Raw genomic sequence first — 20,362 nt, forward strand, 5'->3', positions numbered from 1 at the left:
TGATATTGGCCTGACGCTTCACGTCGGCCTTTGATGACAGCATCTTGTCGATTGTCGACAATGTCAACCGCCCGAACGCGCAGGCAGCCGAGCGGTGATTTCAATCGCCGCGCTGCTGTTTTCAGCCGTGGCGAAGGGCAGCGACAATGGCAAGGAGGGCCTGTGTCGAGCCATCGATCGCGGCCGGCGCCGCCTTGCCCTGAAGAGCCGGGAGAAGGGCCGAGGCGCGTTCCTTGCCAAGCTCGACGCCCCATTGGTCGAATGAATTGATGCCCCAGATCATTCCTTCGACGAAAACGCGATGCTCGTAGAGTGCCAGCAGCATGCCGAACATCGCCGGATCAAGACGCGGGTACAGGATCATCGTCGAGGGCCGGTCGCCTTGAAAGACCCGATGAGGAGCCAGTCTGGCGATGGCGGCATCATCCATCCCTTGCGCTTTCAGTATCGCCTCGACCTCGCCCCGGTTCCTGCCCTGCATGAGGGCCTGCGCCTGGGCCAGGCAATTGGCGACAAGGACGTCGTGCTGATCGCCATCAGCATTTGTCGGGTTGGCGGCAAGCAGGAATTCGACCGGCACGATGTCGCTTCCCTGATGCAGGAACTGGAAGAAGGAATGCTGACTGTTGGTGCCGGGCTCTCCCCAGATGAGCGGGCCGGTCGGGCCATCAACAGGCGTGCCATCGGCCTGCACCGACTTGCCATTTGATTCCATGTCGACCTGCTGGATGAGGGCTGGAAAGCGGGCAAGGCGCTGATCATAGGGGATGATGGCACGGCTGGCATAGCCACAGACAGAGCGGTGATAAACGCCGATGACGCCCAGCAGCAGCGGGATGTTGTCGCGCGGTGGGGCGGTGCGGAAATGATCATCGACCATCCGCGCGCCTTCCAGCATGGCGCGGAAATGAGTGGCGCCGATCAGGATGGCGAGGCTGAGGCCGACGGACGACCACAGAGAATAGCGCCCGCCGACCCAGTCCCAGAAACCGAAAATGCGCTCCGGCGGAATACCGAATGCCGCCACGGCGGCGTGGTTCGTCGATACAGCGCAGAAATGGCGTGCCACCGCCGATTCACCGAGATGCCCGGCAAGCCAGGCCCGCGCCGCGCGCGCATTCATCATCGTTTCAACCGTGGTGAAGGTCTTGGAGACGACAATCACCAGAGTTTCTGCCGGCTCCAGCCCGGCCAGCGCTTCGCAGAGATCAGCACCATCGACATTGGCGATAAAATGGCAGGTGAGATGAGGTGCGCCGAAGGGCTTCAGCGCCCGTGCTGCACAGGCCGGCCCCAGATCGGAACCGCCGATACCGATATGAACAATATGGCGGATGGGGCAGGTGGCCGGATTGCGCATCGCCTCGGCAAAGGCGAGCATCCGCTCGCGCTCTATCACTACATCGGCCATGACGTCGCGGCCATCAACGAGCGCGGGCCGGTCGGTCATAGCGCGCAGGGCCACGTGCAGAACCGCACGGTTTTCGGTGATGTTAAGGCACTCTCCAGCAAACATCGCGTCGCGGGCGGTGGTGACGCCGGCTGCATCGGCAAGCGACAATAGCAGGTCGAGCGTCTCGTCCGTCAGTTTCTGCTTGGCAAAATCGACATGAAGACCGCCCAGTCGGCGGCTGAAGCGGGTAGCGCGAGTGCTGTCGGCGGCGAACAGATCAGCAATGCGGCGCGGGGCGAGCGCGGCATGGTGCGCGGCAAGGCGCGCCAGCGACGATTTAACCAATCGTGTCATGTCAGCTTCTGCTCCTGCCTGACGAATGGGCCGTCGACCCGGTCGATCCTTTTCCTTGACCACAAGCGTGCTCGCTGCCTAGCCTGAAATCTGTCCCGGAGAACCGCATAATCATGACGCCGAAAGATATTCTGGCGAAGCTCGTTTCGTTTCCGACCATTCCTGCCGTGTCCAATCTCGATCTCATCGGCTGGGTAGGCGATTATCTCGCCCGCCACAGCGTGCCCTTCACGCTTATCCCCAGTCCCGACGGAACGAAAGCCAATCTCTTCGCGACCATCGGCCCCGATGTTCCAGGTGGAGTGGTGCTGTCAGGCCATACCGATGTCGTGCCGGTCGACGGGCAGACCTGGGCCAGCGACCCGTTCACGCTGACACTGCGTGGCGACAAGCTCTATGGGCGCGGCACCTGCGATATGAAGGGATTTGACGCCGTGGCGCTGGCGCTGGTGCCGGACATGCTGGCGGCCGGGCTGAAGCGGCCGATCCATCTGGCGCTCTCCTATGATGAGGAAATCGGCTGCCTCGGCGCGCCGTTGATGGTGGAGCGGATGGTCGCCGACGGGCTGAGGCCGGCAGCCGTCATTGTTGGTGAGCCCTCACGCATGAAAGTCGTCAGCGCGCATAAAAGCGGCCTGCGCTACTGGGTCAAGGTGACGGGTAAATCCGTGCATTCGAGCCGGATCGATACGGGCGTCAGTGCGGTGATGGTGGCGGCACGGCTGGTCACCTGGCATGATGACCGCTTGCGCCGGAATGCCGCGCAGGCCGACAAATCCAATCCTTTCGAGCCGCCCTACACGACGCTCCATTGCGGCACGATCGAAGGCGGAACAGCCCCCAACATCACCGCTGAACATTGCCGTTTCACAGCTGAAATCCGCGCCATCCCGAGCGAAGACGGCGAAGCACTGCTCGATGAATTTCGCCAGTTCGTCGATCGCGACGTCGTGCCGGAAATGAAGCGCATCGCGCCTGAAAGCCGCGTTGATATTGACGTGTGGACATCAGTGAAGGGGCTGCGACCGGAAGACAATGGCGTGGCCGAAGCACTGGCCAGACGTCTGACGGGCGATAATGGAACGCATGTGGTCGCCTACGGAACCGAAGGCGGTATCTTTCAGGCAGGCGGCTATTCAACCGTCGTCTGTGGACCGGGCGATATTGCCCAGGCTCACCAGGCGGACGAATTTATCGAGGAAGGCGAAATGGTGGCGGCCGAGCGCTTCGTGCGCGGCATCATCGCCGAGCTGGCGGCGTAACACGGCCTTGCGGTCAATTCGTCACAACGCCCTTCCCCGCCAGGCGTTGTAAGGCTGGCATGCCGGCAACGGGTGATCCGGGAGATGAAAATGCGTTATGCTGTGTTGACTGCCACCCTATCTGCCGTGCTTGCCTGTCATCCGGCGTCGGCGCAATCACCTGCGGCGCTCGTGAGCCCAACGCTGGAGGCAGCGAAAGCACGCGGCCATGTCCTGTGCGGCGTCAATGAAGGGCTGACCGGCTTTGCCGCACGCGATGCCACCGGCGAATGGCAGGGCTTCGAGGCCGACATCTGTCGCGCCGTTGCCGCCGCCACTCTCGGCAAAGGCGAGGCGGTGCGCTACGTGCCGCTCGATACCAATAGCCGTTTCTCCGCCCTGCAGGCCGGCAAGGTCGATATTCTGGCGCGCAACACGACGTGGACCATGGAGCGTCAGGTCAAATTCGGCTTTGAATTCGTCGGGATCAGCTTTTTTGACGGCCAGGGCTTCATGATCCGCGCCGATCGCGGCGTCGTCTCGGCGCTGCAACTGGCCGGCACGCGTATCTGTGTGGTGGCTGGTACCACCAGCGAGGCCAATCTCAACATCTATCTGCAGCAGCAGGGCGTGCCGTTCACCGCTTTGCCATTAGCCTCGCACCAGCAGAATATCGAGGCCTATCGCGCCGGCAAATGCGATGTTTATTCTGCGGATTATTCTACCTTGTTTTCACTTCGCACCTCCCTCGAACAGCCAACCGACCATGCGATCCTGCCCGAGCTCATTTCCAAGGAACCGATTGGTATTGCCGTGCGCGAGGATGACAGGGCGTGGGGCGAGATCGTCCGCTGGACGCTCAACGGCCTGATCAACGCCGAGGAATTCGGTCTCACCCGTGCCATTGCCCTCAGCGGGGCGGCGGCCGGCGATGCGGCACGCCTGATGGAAGGCTCGGATGTGTCGGGGGTACGACTTGGGCTGAAGCGAGGCTGGCTTGGCGCTGCGGTAGCAGCCGTTGGCAATTACGCCGAGCTTTTCGACCGCACCATTGGCGATGCCGGGCCGCTTGGCATGAAGCGCGGCCTCAACGCGTTATGGCGCAATGGTGGCATTCTCTATGCCCCGCCGATGTGGTGAGGAGCGTCGATGTCCATCGAGCGGCGGACTTTCCTGCTGGCTTCCCTTGCCGGCCTGACTGCAACAAGCGCCCGGGCGGAAATCCCGCTGGCGTTCAAACCCGGCGATTCGCCGCTGATCAGCAGCGAAACCGAGCAGGGCATGGTGCGCTATATCGGCCTTTATCGCCAGATTGCGGCGAGCGGCGGCTGGCCGCGGATCGAGACCAACGGGCTGCAGGCGGGAGACAATACGGCTGACGTTGCCGTCCTGCGCCGACGGCTGGTGGCGTCGGGCGATCTCCCGCGCGCCAGCAATGAGACGGCTTTTGACGGCGAATTGCGTGATGCGGTGCTGCGCTTTCAGGCACGCCACGGCGTCGCTCTCAATGGCCGGGTGACCGGCATCACGCTTGCCCACATGAACGTTTCGGCCGCCGACCGTGCTGTGCAACTTGAGGCCAATCTGGAACGGTTGCGTCAAATCCTGCCCAGGGTCAGCCGCAGCCGCCATGTGGTGATGAACGCGCCTTCCTTTGAAGCCCAGGCGGTTGGCGATGGCCGCGTGCAACTGGTCACCCGCGTGATTGTCGGCAAGCGGGCGACACCAACCCCCGTCATCAGCGCCGCCATCCAGAATGTCGATCTGCTGCCCTACTGGCATGTGCCGTCAACCATCGCGTTCCGTGATCTCGTGCCGACGGTGAGAAAGGATCCGACCTATCTCGCCTCGAGGAAAATTCGCGTCTACTCCTCGTTTGGCGGGCAGGAGATCGACCCGGCGGTCGTCAACTGGTCCGGGCAGGAGGCACAGCGCTACGTCTTCCGCCAGGACCCGGGACTGCAGAATGCCCTTGGCCTCATCCGCCTCGACATGCCCAACCGCGAAATCGTTTACATGCACGATACACCGACCAAGGAATTATTCGCGCGTGATGAGCGTGCCTACAGCGCCGGCTGCATCCGTGTGCAGTCGATTTTCGACCTCGCCACCTGGGTTCTGAACGGCACCGATGGGTGGTCACGGGGGCGCCTTGAACAGGCCACCAGCGGGGGCCAGAAGACAACGATCCATCTGCCGCAGCCGGTGCCGGTGCATTTTGTCTATATGACTGCCTGGGAGGATCAGGGTCAGATCCACTTCCGCAACGACCTCTATAATCGCGACGCGTCCGCCTCGACATTAGCCCAAACAGCCGATGCGGCAGGACGAGCCCCCTTCCAGCAGATCGCGCCCTAAGGCCGCGATCAGAGTCAACGACAGCCAAGGAGATGATGATGGCTCAAAAGGTCACCTGGCAGGGGGTCTATCCGGCAGTAACAACCCAGTTCAACGATGATTTCAGCCTCAACATCGCCGCCACCCACAAGGTGATGGAAGGGCTGGTGCGCGACGGCGTGTCAGGACTAGTCGTCTGCGGTACGGTTGGCGAGAACGGAACGCTGGCGCGCCACGAGAAGATCGCGGTCATGGAAGCAGCCAAAGACGCAGCGCGCGGGCGGGTGCCGGTCATTTGCGGGGTGGCTGAATTCTCCGCCGCCTTCGCCGGAGAGATGGCCAAAGAGGCGCAGCGCGTCGGTATTGACGGCATCATGGTGATGCCAGCCATGGTCTATACCGCAAAGCCCCATGAGACGGTCGCCTTCTACCGCGCGGTGGCGAAAGCCTCCGACATGCCGATCATGGTCTACAATAATCCCCCGATCTATCGCACCGACGTGACGCCGGCGATGCTGGCCGAGCTTGCCGATTGCGAGACCATTGTCAGTTTCAAGGAAAGCTCGGGTGCCACCAACCGCTTTAGCGATGTGCGCAATCACGTGGGTGAGCGCTATGTGATGTTCTGTGGCCTTGATGACGTGGTGGTGGAAAGCGTGGCCATGGGGGCGGTTGGCTGGGTGTCGGGCCTGTCGAATGCCTTTCCGGTCGAGGGTGAAACCTTGTTCCGCCTGGCACGCGCCGGGCGCTTTGCCGAGGCGATGGCGCTATATGACTGGTTCATGCCGCTCCTCCATCTCGATGCCCGGGCGGACCTCGTGCAGTGTATCAAGCTGTGCGAGGCGATCATGGGACGTGGCAGCGCGCTCACCCGCCCGCCCCGGCTGGCGCTGCCGGCAGCGGAAGCGGCGCATGTTGAGGCGCTGATGGCAAGAGCGCTTGCCAACCGGCCGGCGCTTCCCGATGTCGGATTAAAGAACGCCGCCTGAGGCAGCGATGACAATATCGACATTCTTTTGCATCGATGGCCATACCTGCGGCAATCCGGTGCGTGTGGTAACCGGCGGGTCCATCCCGCAGCTTGCGGGCGCGACCATGTTCGAGCGCCGCCAGCATTTTCTGGCAGAATTCGACTGGATCCGCACCGGGCTGATGTTCGAGCCGCGCGGCCACGACATGATGTCGGGCTCGATCCTCTATCCGCCGACGCGGGATGATTGCGATGTCGGCATCCTGTTTATCGAAACCTCCGGCTGCCTGCCGATGTGCGGGCATGGAACGATCGGCACCGTCACCACCATCATCGAGCACGGGCTCGTCAAGCCCAGGGAGCCGGGCGTGCTTTATCTCGATACGCCTGCCGGCAAGGTGGTGGCGCGGTACGCCCAAGAGGGCCGCTATGTCGAGAGCGTGCGCCTTACCAATGTGCCCTCCTATCTGCATGGGCAGGGTTACCGGATCGATGTCGAGGGGCTTGGCGAGATCAGCGTCGATGTTGCCTATGGCGGCAATTTCTACGCCATCGTCGAACCACAGGCGCATTATCGCGATCTGTCGGAGGTAAAACCCTCCGATATTCTGGCCTGGAGCCCGAAATTGCGCAAAGCCTTCAACGCGCGCCATGCCATCGTCCATCCCGAGAACCCGGCGCTTGATCGCCTCACGCATGTCCTGTGGACCGGCAAGGCGACGAAGCCTGGCGCCAGCGCCCGCAATGCGGTGTTCTATGGCGACAAGGCGATTGATCGCAGCCCGTGCGGCACCGGCACTTCGGCGCGCATGGCGCAGCTGGCTGCCACGGGGCGGTTGAACGACGGCGAGGATTTCGTCCATGAATCGATCATCGGCTCGCTGTTCAACGGGCGCATCGACGGGCGCACCCATGTCGGCCACAAGGACGCCATCATTCCCTCGGTCGAAGGCTGGGCGCGGGTGACGGGCATGAACACCATCACCATTGATGAGCGCGACCCGTTCGCCGCCGGCTTTTCGGTCGCCGATCCCAACTGAACGGAATTCCTATGAACCCTATTTTTGCCGATCTGCCGACAACGGTGTTCGAAGTGATGTCACGGCTGGCGCGCGAGCATGACGCGGTCAATCTGGGTCAGGGCTTTCCCGACGATCCGGGCCCGGCGGATGTGCGGGCAAAGGCTGCCGCAAGCGTCGTTGACGGGTGGAACCAGTATCCACCGATGATGGGCATCCCCGAATTGCGTCTGGCTGTTGCAGCGCATCACCGGCGCTTCTACGGGCTCGACATCGATGCCGAGCACGAGGTGATGGTGACGTCTGGCGCGACGGAAGCGCTGGCCGGCGCTATTTTCTCTCTGATAACACCCGGCGATGAGGTGGTGCTGTTCGAGCCGCTTTACGACGCCTATCTGCCACTTGTCAGGCGCGCTGGCGGCGTGCCGCGGCTGGTGACGCTGAAACCACCCCATTGGCGGTTCAGCGAAAGCGATCTGAGCGCTGCCTTCAGCGCGAAAACCAAAGTGGTCCTTATCAACGACCCGCTCAATCCGGCAGCCTCGATCTGGCCGATCGAGGATCTCGACATGCTGGCCCGCTTTGTTGAAAAATCGGGCGCGGTCGTCATCCAGGATGCGGTGTGGGAACATGTGATTTTCGACGGGCGCGCGTTTACCCCGCTGATCACACGGCCCGGCATGCGCGAGAGGGTGGTGCATATCGGCTCGGCGGGAAAAATCTTTTCGCTGACCGGTTGGAAAGTGGGGCTGGTGACAGCGGCGCCCGCCCTCATGCGCGTGCTGGCCAAAGCGCACCAGTTCCTGACCTTTACAACCCCGCCCAATCTGCAGGCGGCGGTAGCCTATGGCCTGGCGAAAGAGGATCGCTATTTCACGACGATGCGCAGCGATTTTGCCAAGGCCCGTGACTATTTTGCCAACGGCTTGCGGCAGATGGGCTTTGATCCGCTGCCCTGTCATGCGACCTATTTCGTCAATGTTGATCTGGCGGCCATCGGCATTAACGAGACCGACCGGGCGTTTGCCGAGCGGCTGGTGAGCGTCGGCGGCGTCGCCACCATCCCGGTCAGCGCGTTCTACGACACACAGGCCGTCACCACGGTTGTGCGTTTCTGTTTTGCCAAGAAGCAGTCAACCCTCGATGCGGCACTGGAGCGGCTGGACGCCTTCCTGAAGCATCATCGTCGATGAGCTTGGGAGGTTCACTGGCGATCGTTGATGCGGCGCAGCACAGTCGAGACAATCGGCAAAGTGAGCGCCAGCGCCAGAAAGCGGAGGAGGTGGTGTGTGCCCACATAGGCAACATCGAGGCCAAGCGAAAAGGCGATGATCGTCATGGCCTCAATACCGCCGGGGGCAAAGGCAACCATGGTCTCGGTCAGCGGGATGGCAAGCAGCCAATGGACCAGAAAGGCGCCGGCGAGGGCGACAATCGTCGATGACAGAAAGATCAACGCCGAGGCGGCGATTTCCGCCCGCAACATCGCGAATGTCGTGCCGTGAAAACGCAAACCCATATAGGCGCCGAGTATAACGAAAGCCGGGAGCTGGATGGCCAGGGGAACCGGCGCCTCGATGAGGTCAAGCCCGTGGACAAGGCTGGAGGCGATGGCAGCGCCAATCAGGATGGGCGCTGGTATCCGCAAAAGGCGGGCAAGGGCGGCGCCCGCAACACCGGCGACAAACAGCAGGATATAATCGAGAAGGGCCGTATTGGCCTGGCCCTGTGCGCGCAGGCCCGTGCCGATGGTGTGCGGATCGATGAGCGCCAGCACGAAGGGCAGCACGGCGACGAGCAAAAACAGACGGATTGTCTGGGCGATGACGACGCGGCGCATGTCAGCGCCACTCTCTTCCGCCAGGATCAGAACGGTCGAGAGAGCGCCCGGCGCGGACGCATACATGGCGGTGTTGCGGTCCCAGCCAAAGGTGCGGCTGACGATGATGGCCGCACATATGATCGCCACAACCGTTGCGCCCAGGATGGCGAGGCTTGCCGGCCAGCGCGCCATGGCATGCAGGGTTGCGGGCGTCACGCTGACCCCCATGGATACGCCCAGCACGAGCATGGTCAGGTCACGCAGCGCGTTGGGGACGTGAAGGCGCAGGCCAAAGATCAGGCCGCAGGTGGCACCCACCATGGCGCCTGACAGCCAGGCCGCAGGCAAGCCTACCGCCGCAAACGCGGTTCCCCCCAGCGTCGCCAGTGCGAGCGTGGCCAGGGTGCGCATGATTTCGGAACGGCTCGGCAGGGATGGCTTCAGCGGCATGGCAAGGCACTACATCATTTTTCAGCTGTTGTGCACGCCGCGCCAACGCTTATCCGGCGATTGGCGCTCACAACAAACCGGATCACCTGCCGCCCCACCCTTGCCCCTCAATTGTCGTTATGATCGTGCCAGATCGCGCCCGTCCCCGCAGCCGTTCACATCTGCGGCTCAACGGACGATGGCTTCGAGAACGGCCTCGCGGGTCAGCGGTTTGCGCAGCATCTTCTTGACACGCAGATCACGCAGCTGGCGTGAAATGACGGATTGGGACTGCGCGGATACGACGATGATGTCGGGCGGGGACGACATCGCCTGCACCCAGCGCACGACCCCCGCTCCATCAATACCAGGCAGTGCAAGATCGACGATCAGCGCGTCTTCCGGACAGGGTGGGCCAGCGGCAAAAAAAGCCTCGGCTGATGCATGCGTGAACGCCTCAAACCCCTGAAGCCGCAGCAGATACGCCATAGCGTCGGCGACCGCGTGGTCGTCCTCAACGATGTGAATTGCCATGCATCCCTTTCCCGCTTGCCACCCCACGCTGACTTCAACGGGCGGAAGGCGATGATTCAGAAAGCATTTTGCATTTGAAGAATTAATTATTCAACGGCGATTGAATACTTATATGGGCAAAAAGCGACGTAAAATTGAATTACACATATAAACAACCCCTTGTTTTACTGCAATTCGCCGGTCAGAACGATGCGCACGAGATCAGCCGCATTGCGCGCACCGAGCTTTTCCATGATCCGCGCGCGATGGACTTCGATTGTCCGCGGCGAGATGCTCAGCGCCCTGCCCGCTTCCTTGTTGGACGCGCCGGCGGCAATCTGCTGGAGGACTTCCCGCTCGCGGGGCGTCAACAGATCCTGTCCGGCGAAAGCCGGCGCTGCCGCCGCGCCTGACTGGCGCTTCTCATAAATATCAATCGATTCACGGACGCGCTGGATGACCGTATCGGCGTTGAACGGCTTTTCAAAAAAATCAAAAGCGCCATTCTTTATCGCCTGGACGGCCATGGGAATATCACCCTGACCTGAGATGATAAAAATCGGCGCCGGATAATGATTGGCGTCAAGATCGCTGAGGATTTCTATACCGGACTTTCCCGGCATGTTAACGTCAAGGATGACGCAATGCGGCGTTTCCTTCAGCGCCGTTTCAAGAAAGCTGCGCCCTTCCGCAAATTCGCGGACAATGAACCCTTCAAACGACAACAAGACCGCCAGTGAATCACGAACCGCAGCATCATCATCGACCAGATAAATCACACGTTCATTTTGCACGTTCGACCTCACCAGATGTGGTTACAGGCACAGAGAGTGTTGGAGACATCGCCGCCGGCTGCCCTGACGGCAGACGAAGCACGAAGGTTGCCCCCTCGCCCTTCCCGCCCGGCAGGCACTGCAATTCGCCGCCGTGGTTCTGGGCGATAGATCGCGAGATCGCCAGCCCGATCCCAAGGCCGGAGCGTTTGCTCGTTGAAAAGACCTTGAACAAACTCGGCAGGATATCGACGGGTATTCCCGGTCCGTTATCAGCGATTTCGACGATGATGTCGTCGTCGATTGCTTTCGTTTCAATTCTGATCTCGGCTGCTGGCCGGCCGCGCACAGCTTCCATGGCGTTGCGTCCGAGATTGACGATGATCTGCTGAAACTGAACGCCATCGACAAGGAGTGGCGGCAGGTCGGGCGCATCACGACGCACGATCCGTACCTTCGTGTGATTGCCAACCAGGGTCAGCTCGATGGCATCATCGATCAACGCCTTGACGTCATGCAGTTTGCGTTGCGGTTCCCGCTTTTCGGCAAACGAACGCATACGCTGAATGATTTTTCCGGCACGCTCCGCTTCATGAGCGGCCTTGGCGAGAATTGCGACCGAGCCGGGTGGCATGTCCCTGGCTGCGTCGCCTTTCTGCCCTCCGCGCAGGATCGTCTGCAGATACAGCAGCACCGCCGTCAGCGGCTGATTGAGTTCATGGGCAAGTGCTGCGCCCATCTCGTCAATCGCTGATACACGGGCAAGATGAAGGTGGTCGGCCTGCAGGCGGTCCAGACGATCAGCGACCTCCTTGCGTGAGCGCAAATCACGCACAATGGCGATGAACTGGATACCATCGAACGTTGCGGCAATGCCAACCGTCAACTCGACAGGAAATTCATCTCCCGATTTATGACGCGCCTGGATTTCCCGTGTCTGGGCCGCCAGAAGGCCGGATGAAGCGACAAATTTTTGCCGGGACAAGGCGTCAAGCGGCAGCTCTGATTCGTGATAAAACAACGATACGATATTCGATCCCATGGCCGCCGAAGCGTGATAGCCAAACAGGCGTTCGCAGGTGCGGTTGAAGGTGAGGATGGTGCCTGACGCATCGAAGATGATGATGCCATCAAGGGCAATATCCAGCACACCTTTGAGCTGCGCAGCGGCTGCGCCATCATTCATATGATAGCTCGCCGGATGGTTCATTGGACCTCGACACACGACATGGGCGGCAGGACGATGCGCTCGCCATCAATGGGCAACATGGTGTTGGTTGCTTCATCCAGAACCAGCAGTCGACCGGTGGCGATCGAAAAATAGACCGCGTGAAGAGCAAGCCGGCCCTTTTCCTCCAGGATCGAAATACAGGGAAACGTTCGCAGATTGGCGAGGCCACGGCGAAGCGAGGCCACTTCCAGCAAGCTGCAATCCTCGTCCTCATTACCCGACAGGACGCCTGCAATATCGTCATGAGCGGGGCCGAGGATCGATACCCATTTGCCGACGAAATCGCCCGGCGACAACGGGGCGCGGCGCGCACTCAAAAAAGCGCGCACCCCCCCACAACGCGCATGCCCGAGGATGACGATGTTCGCCACCTTCAATTCCTGAACGGCGAATTCGAGTGCAGCACTTGTCGAATGCTGACCGCCATCCGGCTCATAGGGAGGAACAAGATTGGCGACGTTTCGCACGACAAACAATTCGCCGGGATCAGCGTCAAACACCACTTCGGGGGGCACGCGCGAATCGCAACACCCGATCAGGGCGGTCAACGGGCGCTGCCCGCTCCAGCCCATTTTCCGGAACCGTGCCTGTTCATCATCCAGCCTGCGCGTGCGGAACGCGTGGTAGCCCTGGAGCAGATGATCGGGTAGCGCCAAGACACGGCCTTTCAGGTTTTTTGTCGCAAGTCCTTCATATAAATGAATTTGTTTTTTGTGCAAGACTAATTATGCAACCGCGCTCCTACCGTTTCAGCCACGCGACCAGACGGAAAACCGCTTCTTCAACAAGGTCTTCGCGGCGCAGGAAACAAAATCTCATATAGCCTTCCCCGCCCGGGCCGAAGGCGGTTCCCGGCGCCATACCGATATTCGCTTCGTCGACGAGACGCAGCCCAAGCTGGCGCACATCCTTCTCGCCATCGATGGAAAAGAAGAGATAGAAGGCGCCGTCGGGCGGCGTGAAGCGCACGCGGCCGGTTGAAGCCAGGCCATCGCAAACGATGGCCCGCCCCCGTCTGGCACGATCGATCACATGCTCGACATAGGGCTCGCCATGGGTGAGGGCGACGATGCCGGCGCGCTGCATGAAGGCGGCCACGCCCGATGTCGCGTATTGTATGAGATTTTCCACCACCTGGCCCAGCCGTGGCGGCGCCATGATCCAGCCCATGCGCCAGCCGGTCATCGACCAGTTTTTTGAAAAGGTATTGACGAAGAGGATCTTGTCATCCTCCTCCATGATATCGAGGAAGGAGGGAGCGCGGGCGCCGGCATAATAGAAGCGGGTGTAGATCTCATCAGCGATGATCCACAACCCATGCTGGCGCGCAAAGGCAAGGATAGCACGAAGCTCATCGGCTGTTGCGGTCCAACCGGTGGGATTGGACGGCGAGTTGATGAAGATGGCACGGGTGCGATCGGTGCGGGCGGCGAAGAGTTTTTCGAGATCAAGCTGCCACCCGGTATTACCGAAAGTCATCGGTATAAACCGTACCTTGCCGCCATTGACGCCGGCGGCTGCCGCAGCATTCGGCCAGGCGGGAGAGGGAATGAGGATTTCATCGCCAGCGCCAACCGTCATGCCAAGCGCCACCTGGATGGCCTGCATCCCGGAACCGGTGACAAAGAACTGCTCAGGAGAAAACATCTTGCCGAACAGGCGCTGATGATAGTCAGCGAGCGCCTGGCGCAAATCCGGCAGGCCGCGCTGATAGGTATAAAACGTCTCGCCAGCGGCAAGCGCGCGGGTGGCGGCCTCGGCGATAAAGGCGGGCGTCGGCTCGTCCCCTTCGCCTGCCCATAACGGGATCAGCCCGGGGCGCATGCGACCGTAATTCATCACTTCCACGATTCCGCTTTCAGGGGCCGAAAGCGCCTCGGGGCGCAGTGATGATGCAAGAGTGGACGTGTCGCTATGAATGGTCATGGGAGCCCGCTTTCTGTGCTGAAGCTCCGGATGTAGCCAAGGACGGGTGGATTAGAAAGCGCTGGATCGTGATGGTTCTCATCACGATCCGCGATGACATCGAGTCGCCGAGCGCCACCTACTTCTTCAGCAGGTCACGAATTTCGCTGAGGAGCGTGACCTCCGCCGTAGGAGCGGCTGGGGCCGGGGGCGCTGCGGCCTCCTTGCGCTTCAAATTGTTCATCAACTTGACCACCATGAACATCACCCAGGCGATGATGATGAAATTGATGGCAATCGTTACAAAGCGGCCCCAGGCAAGCACGGCGCCCTGCTTCTGCGCTTCAGCAAGGCTTGTGGCGGTGACCGATTTGGCAAGACCGACAAAATAATTTGAAAAATCAAGACCGCCGGTGATCGCGCCGATAATGGGAAGGAAAATATCGCCAACCATCGAATCGACGATCTTGCCGAAGGCGGCGCCGATGATCACACCGATCGCCAGATCGACAACATTGCCTTTCATGGCAAATTCTTTGAATTCCTGAAGCATTGAACACCCCTCTGCGTCTATCGCCTCACTCACTGGAGGTGAATTGATGTTAGTGAAGAGCGGCACAATTGGAAGTGCTAAATCCACCTCCCGCACCCTTAGCGTTTTTTTCCAAAGCGGCTAATGTTCCCGGACGTGTGAGGAGTGCAAATGCTGTTTGGCTGGGCTGTTGTCGTCATTGCGCTTGCCTATATAGGCGCGCTCTTTGCAGTCGCCGGCTGGGCCGAGAAGCACGGCGCAACCTATCTCGCCCGTCATCGCCCCACGATCTATGCGCTGGCGCTTGGCGTTTACTGCACCTCCTGGACTTTCTACGGGTCGGTTGGCATGGCCACGACACGTGGTTTCGACTTTCTGGCGATCTATCTAGGCCCCATCCTTCTGTTTGCGGTCACGCCTGGCCTGCTGCGCCGGGTCGTCGCCTTGAGCAAGACGCAGAAGATCACTTCGCTGGCGGACTTCCTCGCGGCACGCTACGGCAAAAATCAACGTGTCGCAGTCGTTGCAACCATCATTATCGTCGTCGGCGTCCTGCCCTACATCGCCCTGCAGCTCAAGGCGATTTCGACCTCGATCACCGCACTGCTGGGCGGCGAGGGGACGATTGCCTATGTCACCGCGCCGCTGGTCGGCGATCTGCCTTTGCTGGTGGCGCTGTCGCTGGCGCTGTTTTCGATCCTCTTTGGTACGCGGACGCTTCATCAAAGCGAGCGCCAGTACGGGTTGATGTTTGCCATCGCTGTCGAAAGCGTCGTCAAGCTCGCCGCCTTCCTTGTGGTTGGCGGGTATATTGTCTTTGTCCTTTATGACGGGCCGGGCGATCTCCTCGAAGCGGCGGCAATTACACCGGGGGCGCTTGCCCCCTTCAGCCGCGACATCGATGGCGGGCAGTGGATCACGCTCACCGGCCTGTCCTTTGTTGCCGCCTTGCTGCTGCCGCGCATGTTTCATATGGCGGTGATCGAAAGCGATACGGCAGACGACGTCCGTCGCGCGACATGGCTGTTTCCACTCTATCTGGTGGCAATCAACCTCTTCGTACCCTTCATCGCCATTGCCGGGCTGACCGCTTTTGCCGGCCAGACGTTCGATGCGGACATGCTGGTTCTGGCACTGCCGCTGTCGGGGGGCGCAAGCGCGGTATCGATCATCGCCTTCATCGGCGGCCTGTCATCGGCAACCGCCATGGTGATCATCGCCAACGTCGCCATCTCGGTGATGATTGCCAATGAGATCGTGACGCCCCTCCTGCTTTTTCGCCGGCAGAAATCGCAGGTCGGCGAAGCGGATATGGGACGAACCGTCCTGTTGGCGCGCCGCATCGGTATCCTGGTGGTGCTCATGCTGGCCTATGCCTACCAGAAGTTTGCAGTCAGCGATCAGCACCTGGCCGCCATCGGTCTTCTGTCGTTTACCGCCATCGTCCAGCTGGCTCCGGCATTTTTCGGTGGGCTGATCTGGCCAGGTGCCAGCGCCGCCGGCGCCTTGTGCGGGCTGATCGCCGGCAGCCTGATGTGGGCCTATACCCTGCTGCTGCCGAGTTTTGCGGCATCAGGCCTGATTTCCTCCACGTTTCTGACGCTCGGGCCTTGGGACATCGGCTGGCTCAAACCGCAGGGTCTTCTTCATGTCGGGCTTGATCCGCTGACGCATGGCGTTTTCTGGAGCCTGCTGGTCAATCTCATCGGCTATGTCGCCGGGTCGCTTTTCTTCCAGCCCAAAGACATTGAAGCCTCGCAGGCAAAGACGTTCATTGCCCCTCCCAACAGCAGCCCCTCGACGCGGCTGCGCATCTGGCGCACCGCCATCACCGTCCGCGATCTCGAGGAGACGGTATCGCGCTATCTGGGCGCGGCGCGGACGCAGGCCTCCCTGCAAGGCTTTGCGCAAGCACATCGCGTTGATCTGCAACCAGGCATGGAAGCGGATATCGAACTGTTACGCCATTGCGAATACCTTCTGGCGAGCGCCATCGGCGCAGCCTCGGCACGCCTCGTTCTTGCCCTGCTGCTGCGCCGGCGCAACGTGTCGGCCAAGGCAGCGCTGCGCCTTCTCGATGATGCCTCGGCCGCTCTCCAGTATAATCGCGACCTGCTGCATACGGCGCTCGATGAGGTCAATCAGGGGATTGCGGTTTTTGATCGTGATCTGCGGCTGATCACGTGGAACCGTCGTTTTGATGCGCTGCTGGAACTGCCGACGAACCTCATCAGCATCGGCACATCGGTGCAGGATATCATCACCTATCTTGCGAACCGCGGAGAATTCGGAGCGGGCAGCGCGGACGAGCTTGTGGCAACACGACTGGCTGCATTCCTTGCCACCGGCAAAACGCAGCGCCGGCCGTTCCTCGCGCTCGGTCTCATCCTCGAAATCAGAACGGCAAGACTGCCGGGTAGTGGCTATGTTTCGACCTTCAGCGATGTCACCCAACAGGTGCAGGCGGCTGAAAATCTCGAACGCGTCAACGCAAGCCTCGAAATCCGTGTCCGCGAGCGCACCGATCAGCTGATGCGTCTCAACGACGAGCTGGCGCGCGCCCGGGCGACGGCGGATGACGCCAACCTCGGAAAAACCAAATTTCTTGCAGCCGCCGGCCATGACATTCTGCAACCCCTCAATGCGGCCAGGCTCTATATTTCCGCCCTTCTCGAGCGCGATGCATCAAGCGAGCACAACCGGCTGGTCAGCAATGTCGACCAGTCGCTTGAGGCGGTCGAAGAAATCATCGGCGCCTTGCTCGATATTTCGCGTCTCGACACGGGAGCGCTCAAGACCGAGATCACATCCTTTCCGCTCGGCGAATTAATGCGCCAGATCGACATCGAATTTGTTCCAACCGCGCGTGATCGGGGGCTTGACCTTGTTGTCCTTTCAACCGAGCTGTGGGTGACGTCCGATCGACGATTGCTGCGAAGGCTGCTGCAAAACCTCGTGTCAAACGCGCTGAAATACACGAGGGAAGGGCGCGTTCTTGTCGGCTGTCGGCGGCGCGGCGCGCACCTCGACGTGCAGGTATGGGATAGCGGCCTTGGCATACCTGAGCACAAACAGGAGGTGATCTTTCGCGAATTCGAACGGCTGGATCAGGGTGCACGCATGGCGCGCGGCCTGGGCCTTGGTCTGTCGATTGTCGAGCGCATCGGCAAGGTGCTTGACCATCCCATCATGCTGCGCTCGTGGCCGGGGAAGGGCTCGATGTTTTCAGTCAGCCTGCCACGCACGGTTGCGCGGGCAGTGCCGGCCAGCGCACGCGCGGACCCGACATCAGCCAATGCCTTTGCTGGAATCAAGGTTGCCTGTATCGACAACGACGTCACCATCCTCGATGGCATGTCGGTGTTGCTGAGCGGCTGGGGCTGCACGGTGGTCACGGGCCAGACCAGCGGCGAGGTGATGGAGAGCTACGCTGCAAAAAATGCGGAACCTGCCATTGTTCTTGTTGACTACCATCTCGACAGGGCGAGCGGCATCGACGCCATAGCAGACCTGCGGCGGCACTTCGGCGCTCGTCTGCCGGCAGCGCTGGTGACGGCCGATCGATCTCCAACGCTGCGTGCCGAGGCCGCTTCAAGCTCGATTGCGATTATCAACAAACCGGTGCGGCCGGGTGCGCTCAGAGCACTCGTGGCGCAACTGCACGCGCAACGCACGGCTGCGGAATGACGGCTGGCCTGCAGCCCTCGTATCAGCTCAACGCTGGCAGCGTGCCGTTGCCGGCCTGCCAGGCGGCGATATCAATCCTGGAGGCGGCGATCACCGCCTGCGTCCGGCTTTCGACGTCGAGCTTTTGCAGGATCGCCGAGACATGCGACTTGACGGTCGCCTCCGACACTCCCAGCTCATAAGCAATCTGCTTGTTGAGAAGCCCCTCGGTCAGCATCATCAGGACACGGACCTGTTGCGGCGTCAGCGTCGTCAGACGGTTAATGAGGGTCGCGGTTTCCTGGTCGTTATCAGCGCCGCGCCCCAGTTCCGGCGGCAGCCAGATGCCCCCATTCAGCACGTGCTGGATCGCGTGCCTCATCAAGTCAGCACCAAGCGATTTGGGAATGAAGCCGGAGGCACCAAAATCGATGCAGCGCCTCATCACCCCGTGATCTTCATTGGCGGAGACGACGACGACAGGGACCGCCGGATATTGGGCACGCAGATACATCAACCCGGAAAAACCCTTGATGCCAGGCATCGCCAGATCAAGCAGGACAAGATCGACATCGCTGCGCTCGGCCAGCAGCCGGGTGACATCTTCAAAGGCCGCCGCCTCGTCAATGGTCAGGTCCGCGTCAAACCCGCTCAGCGCCTGGCGCAACGCGCCGCGAAACAGTGGATGATCATCAGCAATGACGATCGAATAGGCGTGAGCCATCAAGCTGCTCTCCTTCCCAAAGCCACAGCGTATCGATGGCCTCATTTAAACAATGCGCGGTCACGAAAACAAGATCGCTTCACTATCCGCCAGATTGCGTCAGACGTCCAAGCCAATTAGCGTCAACCAACCACCAAGCAGGGATATTGCCTCATGTCGACCCCAAGCCTGCCCTTCTTTCCCGATCTTGAACCTTACCGGCGTGGAAGCCTCAAGGTAAGCCCGCGCCATACGCTTTATTTCGAAGAGTGCGGCAACCCGGCAGGCAAACCCGTCGTGTTGCTGCATGGCGGGCCGGGAGGGGGCGTCAATCCGCTGATGCGGCGCCTGCATGATCCACAGGCCTATCGCATGGTTCTCTTCGACCAGCGCGGTTGTGGACAGTCGACACCCTACGCCGATCTTGAGGATAATACGACTTGGTCGCTCGTTGGCGATATCGAGGCGCTGCGACAGCATCTGAGCATACAGCGATGGCAGGTGTTTGGCGGTTCCTGGGGCTCGACATTGGCGCTCGCTTACGCGCAGGCGCACCCGGAACGGGTGAGCGAGCTGGTATTGCGCGGGATATTCCTGCTGCGTGAAGCCGAAATCCGTTGGTTCTACCAGGAAGGAGCGAGTTGGGTTTTTCCGGAAGCATGGGAAGGCTTTCTGGCGCCCATTCCGCTTGCCGAGCGTGGCGATATGATCACCGCCTACCATCGGCGCCTGACGGGCAGCGATCAAACCGCACAGCTGGAGGCCGCCCGCGCCTGGAGCCGGTGGGAGGGCTCGGCCCTGTCGCTACTGGAAGACCCCGGGCGTGTGGAGCGGTTCGGCAGCGACAGCTACGCACTCGCCTTCGCGCGCATCGAGAACCACTATTTCGTCAATCGCGGTTTTCTGCGGCAGGACGACCAGCTGCTGGCCGACGCTCACCGGCTCAAGGGCATTCCCGGGCGGATTGTGCACGGGCGCTATGACATGTGCACGCCAGCCAAGAATGCCTGGGACCTGAGCAAAGCGTGGCCGGATGGTGATCTGACATTTGTCGGTGACGGCGGCCACGCGCTGAGCGAACCGGGCATTGCGCGCGGCCTCGTTGCTGCAACTGACGCCTTCAAGTCGCGCGCGCCGTAGACGCGAGACGTTGCGCCAAGGCCGGCAGTTTCCAGGCAAGCCAGATGGCGCTGACGATGTTGCCAAGGATGAGGAGAGCAAGAATGAAGCCCGCCGCATGCAGCTTCCGGGGCTCAGCGATCCAGAAGAGCGTCGATGTAACGGCAAAACCAAGGTAGAGATCGCTGAAGGTCACCACCCCCCAGGGATCATCGCCGATACGGATAAAAGCAGCGATCATATCTTCGGCGAGTGCCGCGCGGATGATAAGCGCGACCAGCACCAGAGCTGCTGCAATCAGAATCGCGCGCCATATCCTCATCTCGATCTCCTCTGTCAGGTTGACGTGAGTTGT

General features: G+C 60.9%; 18 protein-coding genes. 8 read left to right on the forward strand and 10 right to left on the reverse strand.

Annotated features, from left to right (window positions below; genetic code table 11):
• Nucleotides 1-121: 121 nt before the first annotated feature.
• Entirely contained in the window at nt 122-1,747 is a 1,626-nt protein-coding gene (gene pgi, locus ACINK1_RS00995; protein WP_376799818.1) for a glucose-6-phosphate isomerase, read from the reverse strand.
• Between the two features lie 113 nt (nt 1,748-1,860).
• On the opposite strand from pgi, the gene argE reads away from it, so the two are divergent.
• The 6 genes from argE to ACINK1_RS01025 all read left to right on the forward strand — a co-directional run bounded on the left by argE (nt 1,861) and on the right by ACINK1_RS01025 (nt 8,507).
• Nucleotides 1,861-3,009: an acetylornithine deacetylase gene (gene argE, locus ACINK1_RS01000; protein WP_376799817.1), complete on the forward strand. Its 1,149-nt coding sequence runs from the start codon at nt 1,861-1,863 to the stop codon at nt 3,007-3,009.
• 90 nt (nt 3,010-3,099) lie between these two features.
• Nucleotides 3,100-4,128, forward strand: a complete 1,029-nt coding sequence (locus ACINK1_RS01005) for an amino acid ABC transporter substrate-binding protein (protein WP_376803897.1) — start codon at nt 3,100-3,102, stop codon at nt 4,126-4,128.
• Between the two features lie 9 nt (nt 4,129-4,137).
• Entirely contained in the window at nt 4,138-5,346 is a 1,209-nt protein-coding gene (locus ACINK1_RS01010; RefSeq protein ID WP_376799815.1) for a murein L,D-transpeptidase, read from the forward strand.
• 35 nt (nt 5,347-5,381) lie between these two features.
• Nucleotides 5,382-6,314, forward strand: a complete 933-nt coding sequence (locus ACINK1_RS01015) for a dihydrodipicolinate synthase family protein (protein WP_376799814.1) — start codon at nt 5,382-5,384, stop codon at nt 6,312-6,314.
• 7 nt (nt 6,315-6,321) lie between these two features.
• Nucleotides 6,322-7,335: a 4-hydroxyproline epimerase gene (locus ACINK1_RS01020; protein ID WP_376799813.1), complete on the forward strand. Its 1,014-nt coding sequence runs from the start codon at nt 6,322-6,324 to the stop codon at nt 7,333-7,335.
• Nucleotides 7,336-7,346: 11 nt separating this feature from the next.
• Entirely contained in the window at nt 7,347-8,507 is a 1,161-nt protein-coding gene (locus tag ACINK1_RS01025) for an aminotransferase (RefSeq protein ID WP_376799812.1), read from the forward strand.
• An 11-nt stretch (nt 8,508-8,518) separates the two neighbouring features.
• Here ACINK1_RS01025 and ACINK1_RS01030 read toward each other — a convergent pair whose 3' ends face one another.
• The 7 genes from ACINK1_RS01030 to mscL form a co-directional block, all read right to left on the reverse strand.
• Nucleotides 8,519-9,547 (reverse strand): AbrB family transcriptional regulator, encoded by a 1,029-nt coding sequence (locus ACINK1_RS01030; RefSeq protein WP_376799811.1) that lies wholly within the window; start codon nt 9,545-9,547, stop codon nt 8,519-8,521.
• Nucleotides 9,548-9,754: 207 nt separating this feature from the next.
• Complete coding sequence (locus ACINK1_RS01035; RefSeq protein WP_376799810.1) at nt 9,755-10,099, reverse strand: response regulator; 345 nt, start codon at nt 10,097-10,099, stop codon at nt 9,755-9,757.
• A 164-nt stretch (nt 10,100-10,263) separates the two neighbouring features.
• Nucleotides 10,264-10,872 (reverse strand): response regulator transcription factor, encoded by a 609-nt coding sequence (locus ACINK1_RS01040; RefSeq protein ID WP_395759933.1) that lies wholly within the window; start codon nt 10,870-10,872, stop codon nt 10,264-10,266.
• The gene (locus ACINK1_RS01045; protein WP_395759934.1) at nt 10,862-12,061 is read right to left on the reverse strand and encodes a nitrogen regulation protein NR(II); all 1,200 of its coding nucleotides are present in this window, start codon (nt 12,059-12,061) and stop codon (nt 10,862-10,864) included. Before ACINK1_RS01045 ends, ACINK1_RS01040 begins: the two co-directional genes overlap by 11 nt.
• Entirely contained in the window at nt 12,058-12,753 is a 696-nt protein-coding gene (locus tag ACINK1_RS01050) for a carbonic anhydrase (protein ID WP_376803320.1), read from the reverse strand. Before ACINK1_RS01050 ends, ACINK1_RS01045 begins: the two co-directional genes overlap by 4 nt.
• Nucleotides 12,754-12,823: 70 nt before the next feature.
• On the reverse strand, nt 12,824-14,008 hold the full coding sequence (locus ACINK1_RS01055) for a pyridoxal phosphate-dependent aminotransferase (RefSeq protein WP_376799806.1): 1,185 nt from the start codon (nt 14,006-14,008) through the stop codon (nt 12,824-12,826).
• Nucleotides 14,009-14,126: 118 nt separating this feature from the next.
• Complete coding sequence (gene mscL, locus ACINK1_RS01060) at nt 14,127-14,540, reverse strand: large conductance mechanosensitive channel protein MscL (protein ID WP_376799805.1); 414 nt, start codon at nt 14,538-14,540, stop codon at nt 14,127-14,129.
• Between the two features lie 150 nt (nt 14,541-14,690).
• Here mscL and ACINK1_RS01065 point away from each other — a divergent pair, with 150 nt between their 5' ends.
• Nucleotides 14,691-18,206: a NahK/ErcS family hybrid sensor histidine kinase/response regulator gene (locus ACINK1_RS01065; RefSeq protein WP_376799804.1), complete on the forward strand. Its 3,516-nt coding sequence runs from the start codon at nt 14,691-14,693 to the stop codon at nt 18,204-18,206.
• 22 nt (nt 18,207-18,228) lie between these two features.
• Here the strand turns inward: ACINK1_RS01065 and ACINK1_RS01070 are convergent, their stop codons facing one another.
• Nucleotides 18,229-18,909 carry a response regulator gene (locus tag ACINK1_RS01070; protein ID WP_395759935.1) on the reverse strand — a complete coding sequence of 227 codons (681 nt, stop codon included), beginning with the start codon at nt 18,907-18,909 and terminating at the stop codon, nt 18,229-18,231.
• Between the two features lie 153 nt (nt 18,910-19,062).
• Between ACINK1_RS01070 and pip the strand changes: the two genes are divergently transcribed.
• The gene (gene pip, locus ACINK1_RS01075; protein ID WP_376799802.1) at nt 19,063-20,028 is read left to right on the forward strand and encodes a prolyl aminopeptidase; all 966 of its coding nucleotides are present in this window, start codon (nt 19,063-19,065) and stop codon (nt 20,026-20,028) included.
• Here pip and ACINK1_RS01080 read toward each other — a convergent pair.
• A complete protein-coding gene (locus ACINK1_RS01080) occupies nt 20,009-20,329 on the reverse strand; it encodes a hypothetical protein (RefSeq protein ID WP_376799801.1) in 321 nt (106 codons plus the stop codon). The two genes, pip and ACINK1_RS01080, sit on opposite strands and share 20 nt — an antisense overlap.
• Between the last annotated feature and the right edge of the window lie 33 nt (nt 20,330-20,362).

The sequence above is a fragment of the Raskinella chloraquaticus (SeqCode) genome (assembly GCF_021731865.1).
Lineage (GTDB): Bacteria > Pseudomonadota > Alphaproteobacteria > Rhizobiales > UBA4765 > Raskinella > Raskinella chloraquaticus.

Bases quoted from the DNA above. Each gene is read 5' to 3' on its own strand.
- pgi (WP_376799818.1), bottom strand. From the start codon at position 1,747: ATGACACGATTGGTTAAATCGTCGCTGGCGCGCCTTGCCGCGCACCAT.
- argE (WP_376799817.1), top strand. From the start codon at position 1,861: ATGACGCCGAAAGATATTCTGGCGAAGCTCGTTTCGTTTCCGACCATT.
- ACINK1_RS01005 (WP_376803897.1), top strand. From the start codon at position 3,100: ATGCGTTATGCTGTGTTGACTGCCACCCTATCTGCCGTGCTTGCCTGT.
- ACINK1_RS01010 (WP_376799815.1), top strand. From the start codon at position 4,138: ATGTCCATCGAGCGGCGGACTTTCCTGCTGGCTTCCCTTGCCGGCCTG.
- ACINK1_RS01015 (WP_376799814.1), top strand. From the start codon at position 5,382: ATGATGGCTCAAAAGGTCACCTGGCAGGGGGTCTATCCGGCAGTAACA.
- ACINK1_RS01020 (WP_376799813.1), top strand. From the start codon at position 6,322: ATGACAATATCGACATTCTTTTGCATCGATGGCCATACCTGCGGCAAT.
- ACINK1_RS01025 (WP_376799812.1), top strand. From the start codon at position 7,347: ATGAACCCTATTTTTGCCGATCTGCCGACAACGGTGTTCGAAGTGATG.
- ACINK1_RS01030 (WP_376799811.1), bottom strand. From the start codon at position 9,547: ATGCGCACCCTGGCCACGCTCGCACTGGCGACGCTGGGGGGAACCGCG.
- ACINK1_RS01035 (WP_376799810.1), bottom strand. From the start codon at position 10,099: ATGGCAATTCACATCGTTGAGGACGACCACGCGGTCGCCGACGCTATG.
- ACINK1_RS01045 (WP_395759934.1), bottom strand. From the start codon at position 12,061: ATGAACCATCCGGCGAGCTATCATATGAATGATGGCGCAGCCGCTGCG.
- ACINK1_RS01055 (WP_376799806.1), bottom strand. From the start codon at position 14,008: ATGACCATTCATAGCGACACGTCCACTCTTGCATCATCACTGCGCCCC.
- mscL (WP_376799805.1), bottom strand. From the start codon at position 14,540: ATGCTTCAGGAATTCAAAGAATTTGCCATGAAAGGCAATGTTGTCGAT.
- ACINK1_RS01065 (WP_376799804.1), top strand. From the start codon at position 14,691: ATGCTGTTTGGCTGGGCTGTTGTCGTCATTGCGCTTGCCTATATAGGC.
- ACINK1_RS01070 (WP_395759935.1), bottom strand. From the start codon at position 18,909: ATGGCTCACGCCTATTCGATCGTCATTGCTGATGATCATCCACTGTTT.
- pip (WP_376799802.1), top strand. From the start codon at position 19,063: ATGTCGACCCCAAGCCTGCCCTTCTTTCCCGATCTTGAACCTTACCGG.
- ACINK1_RS01080 (WP_376799801.1), bottom strand. From the start codon at position 20,329: ATGAGGATATGGCGCGCGATTCTGATTGCAGCAGCTCTGGTGCTGGTC.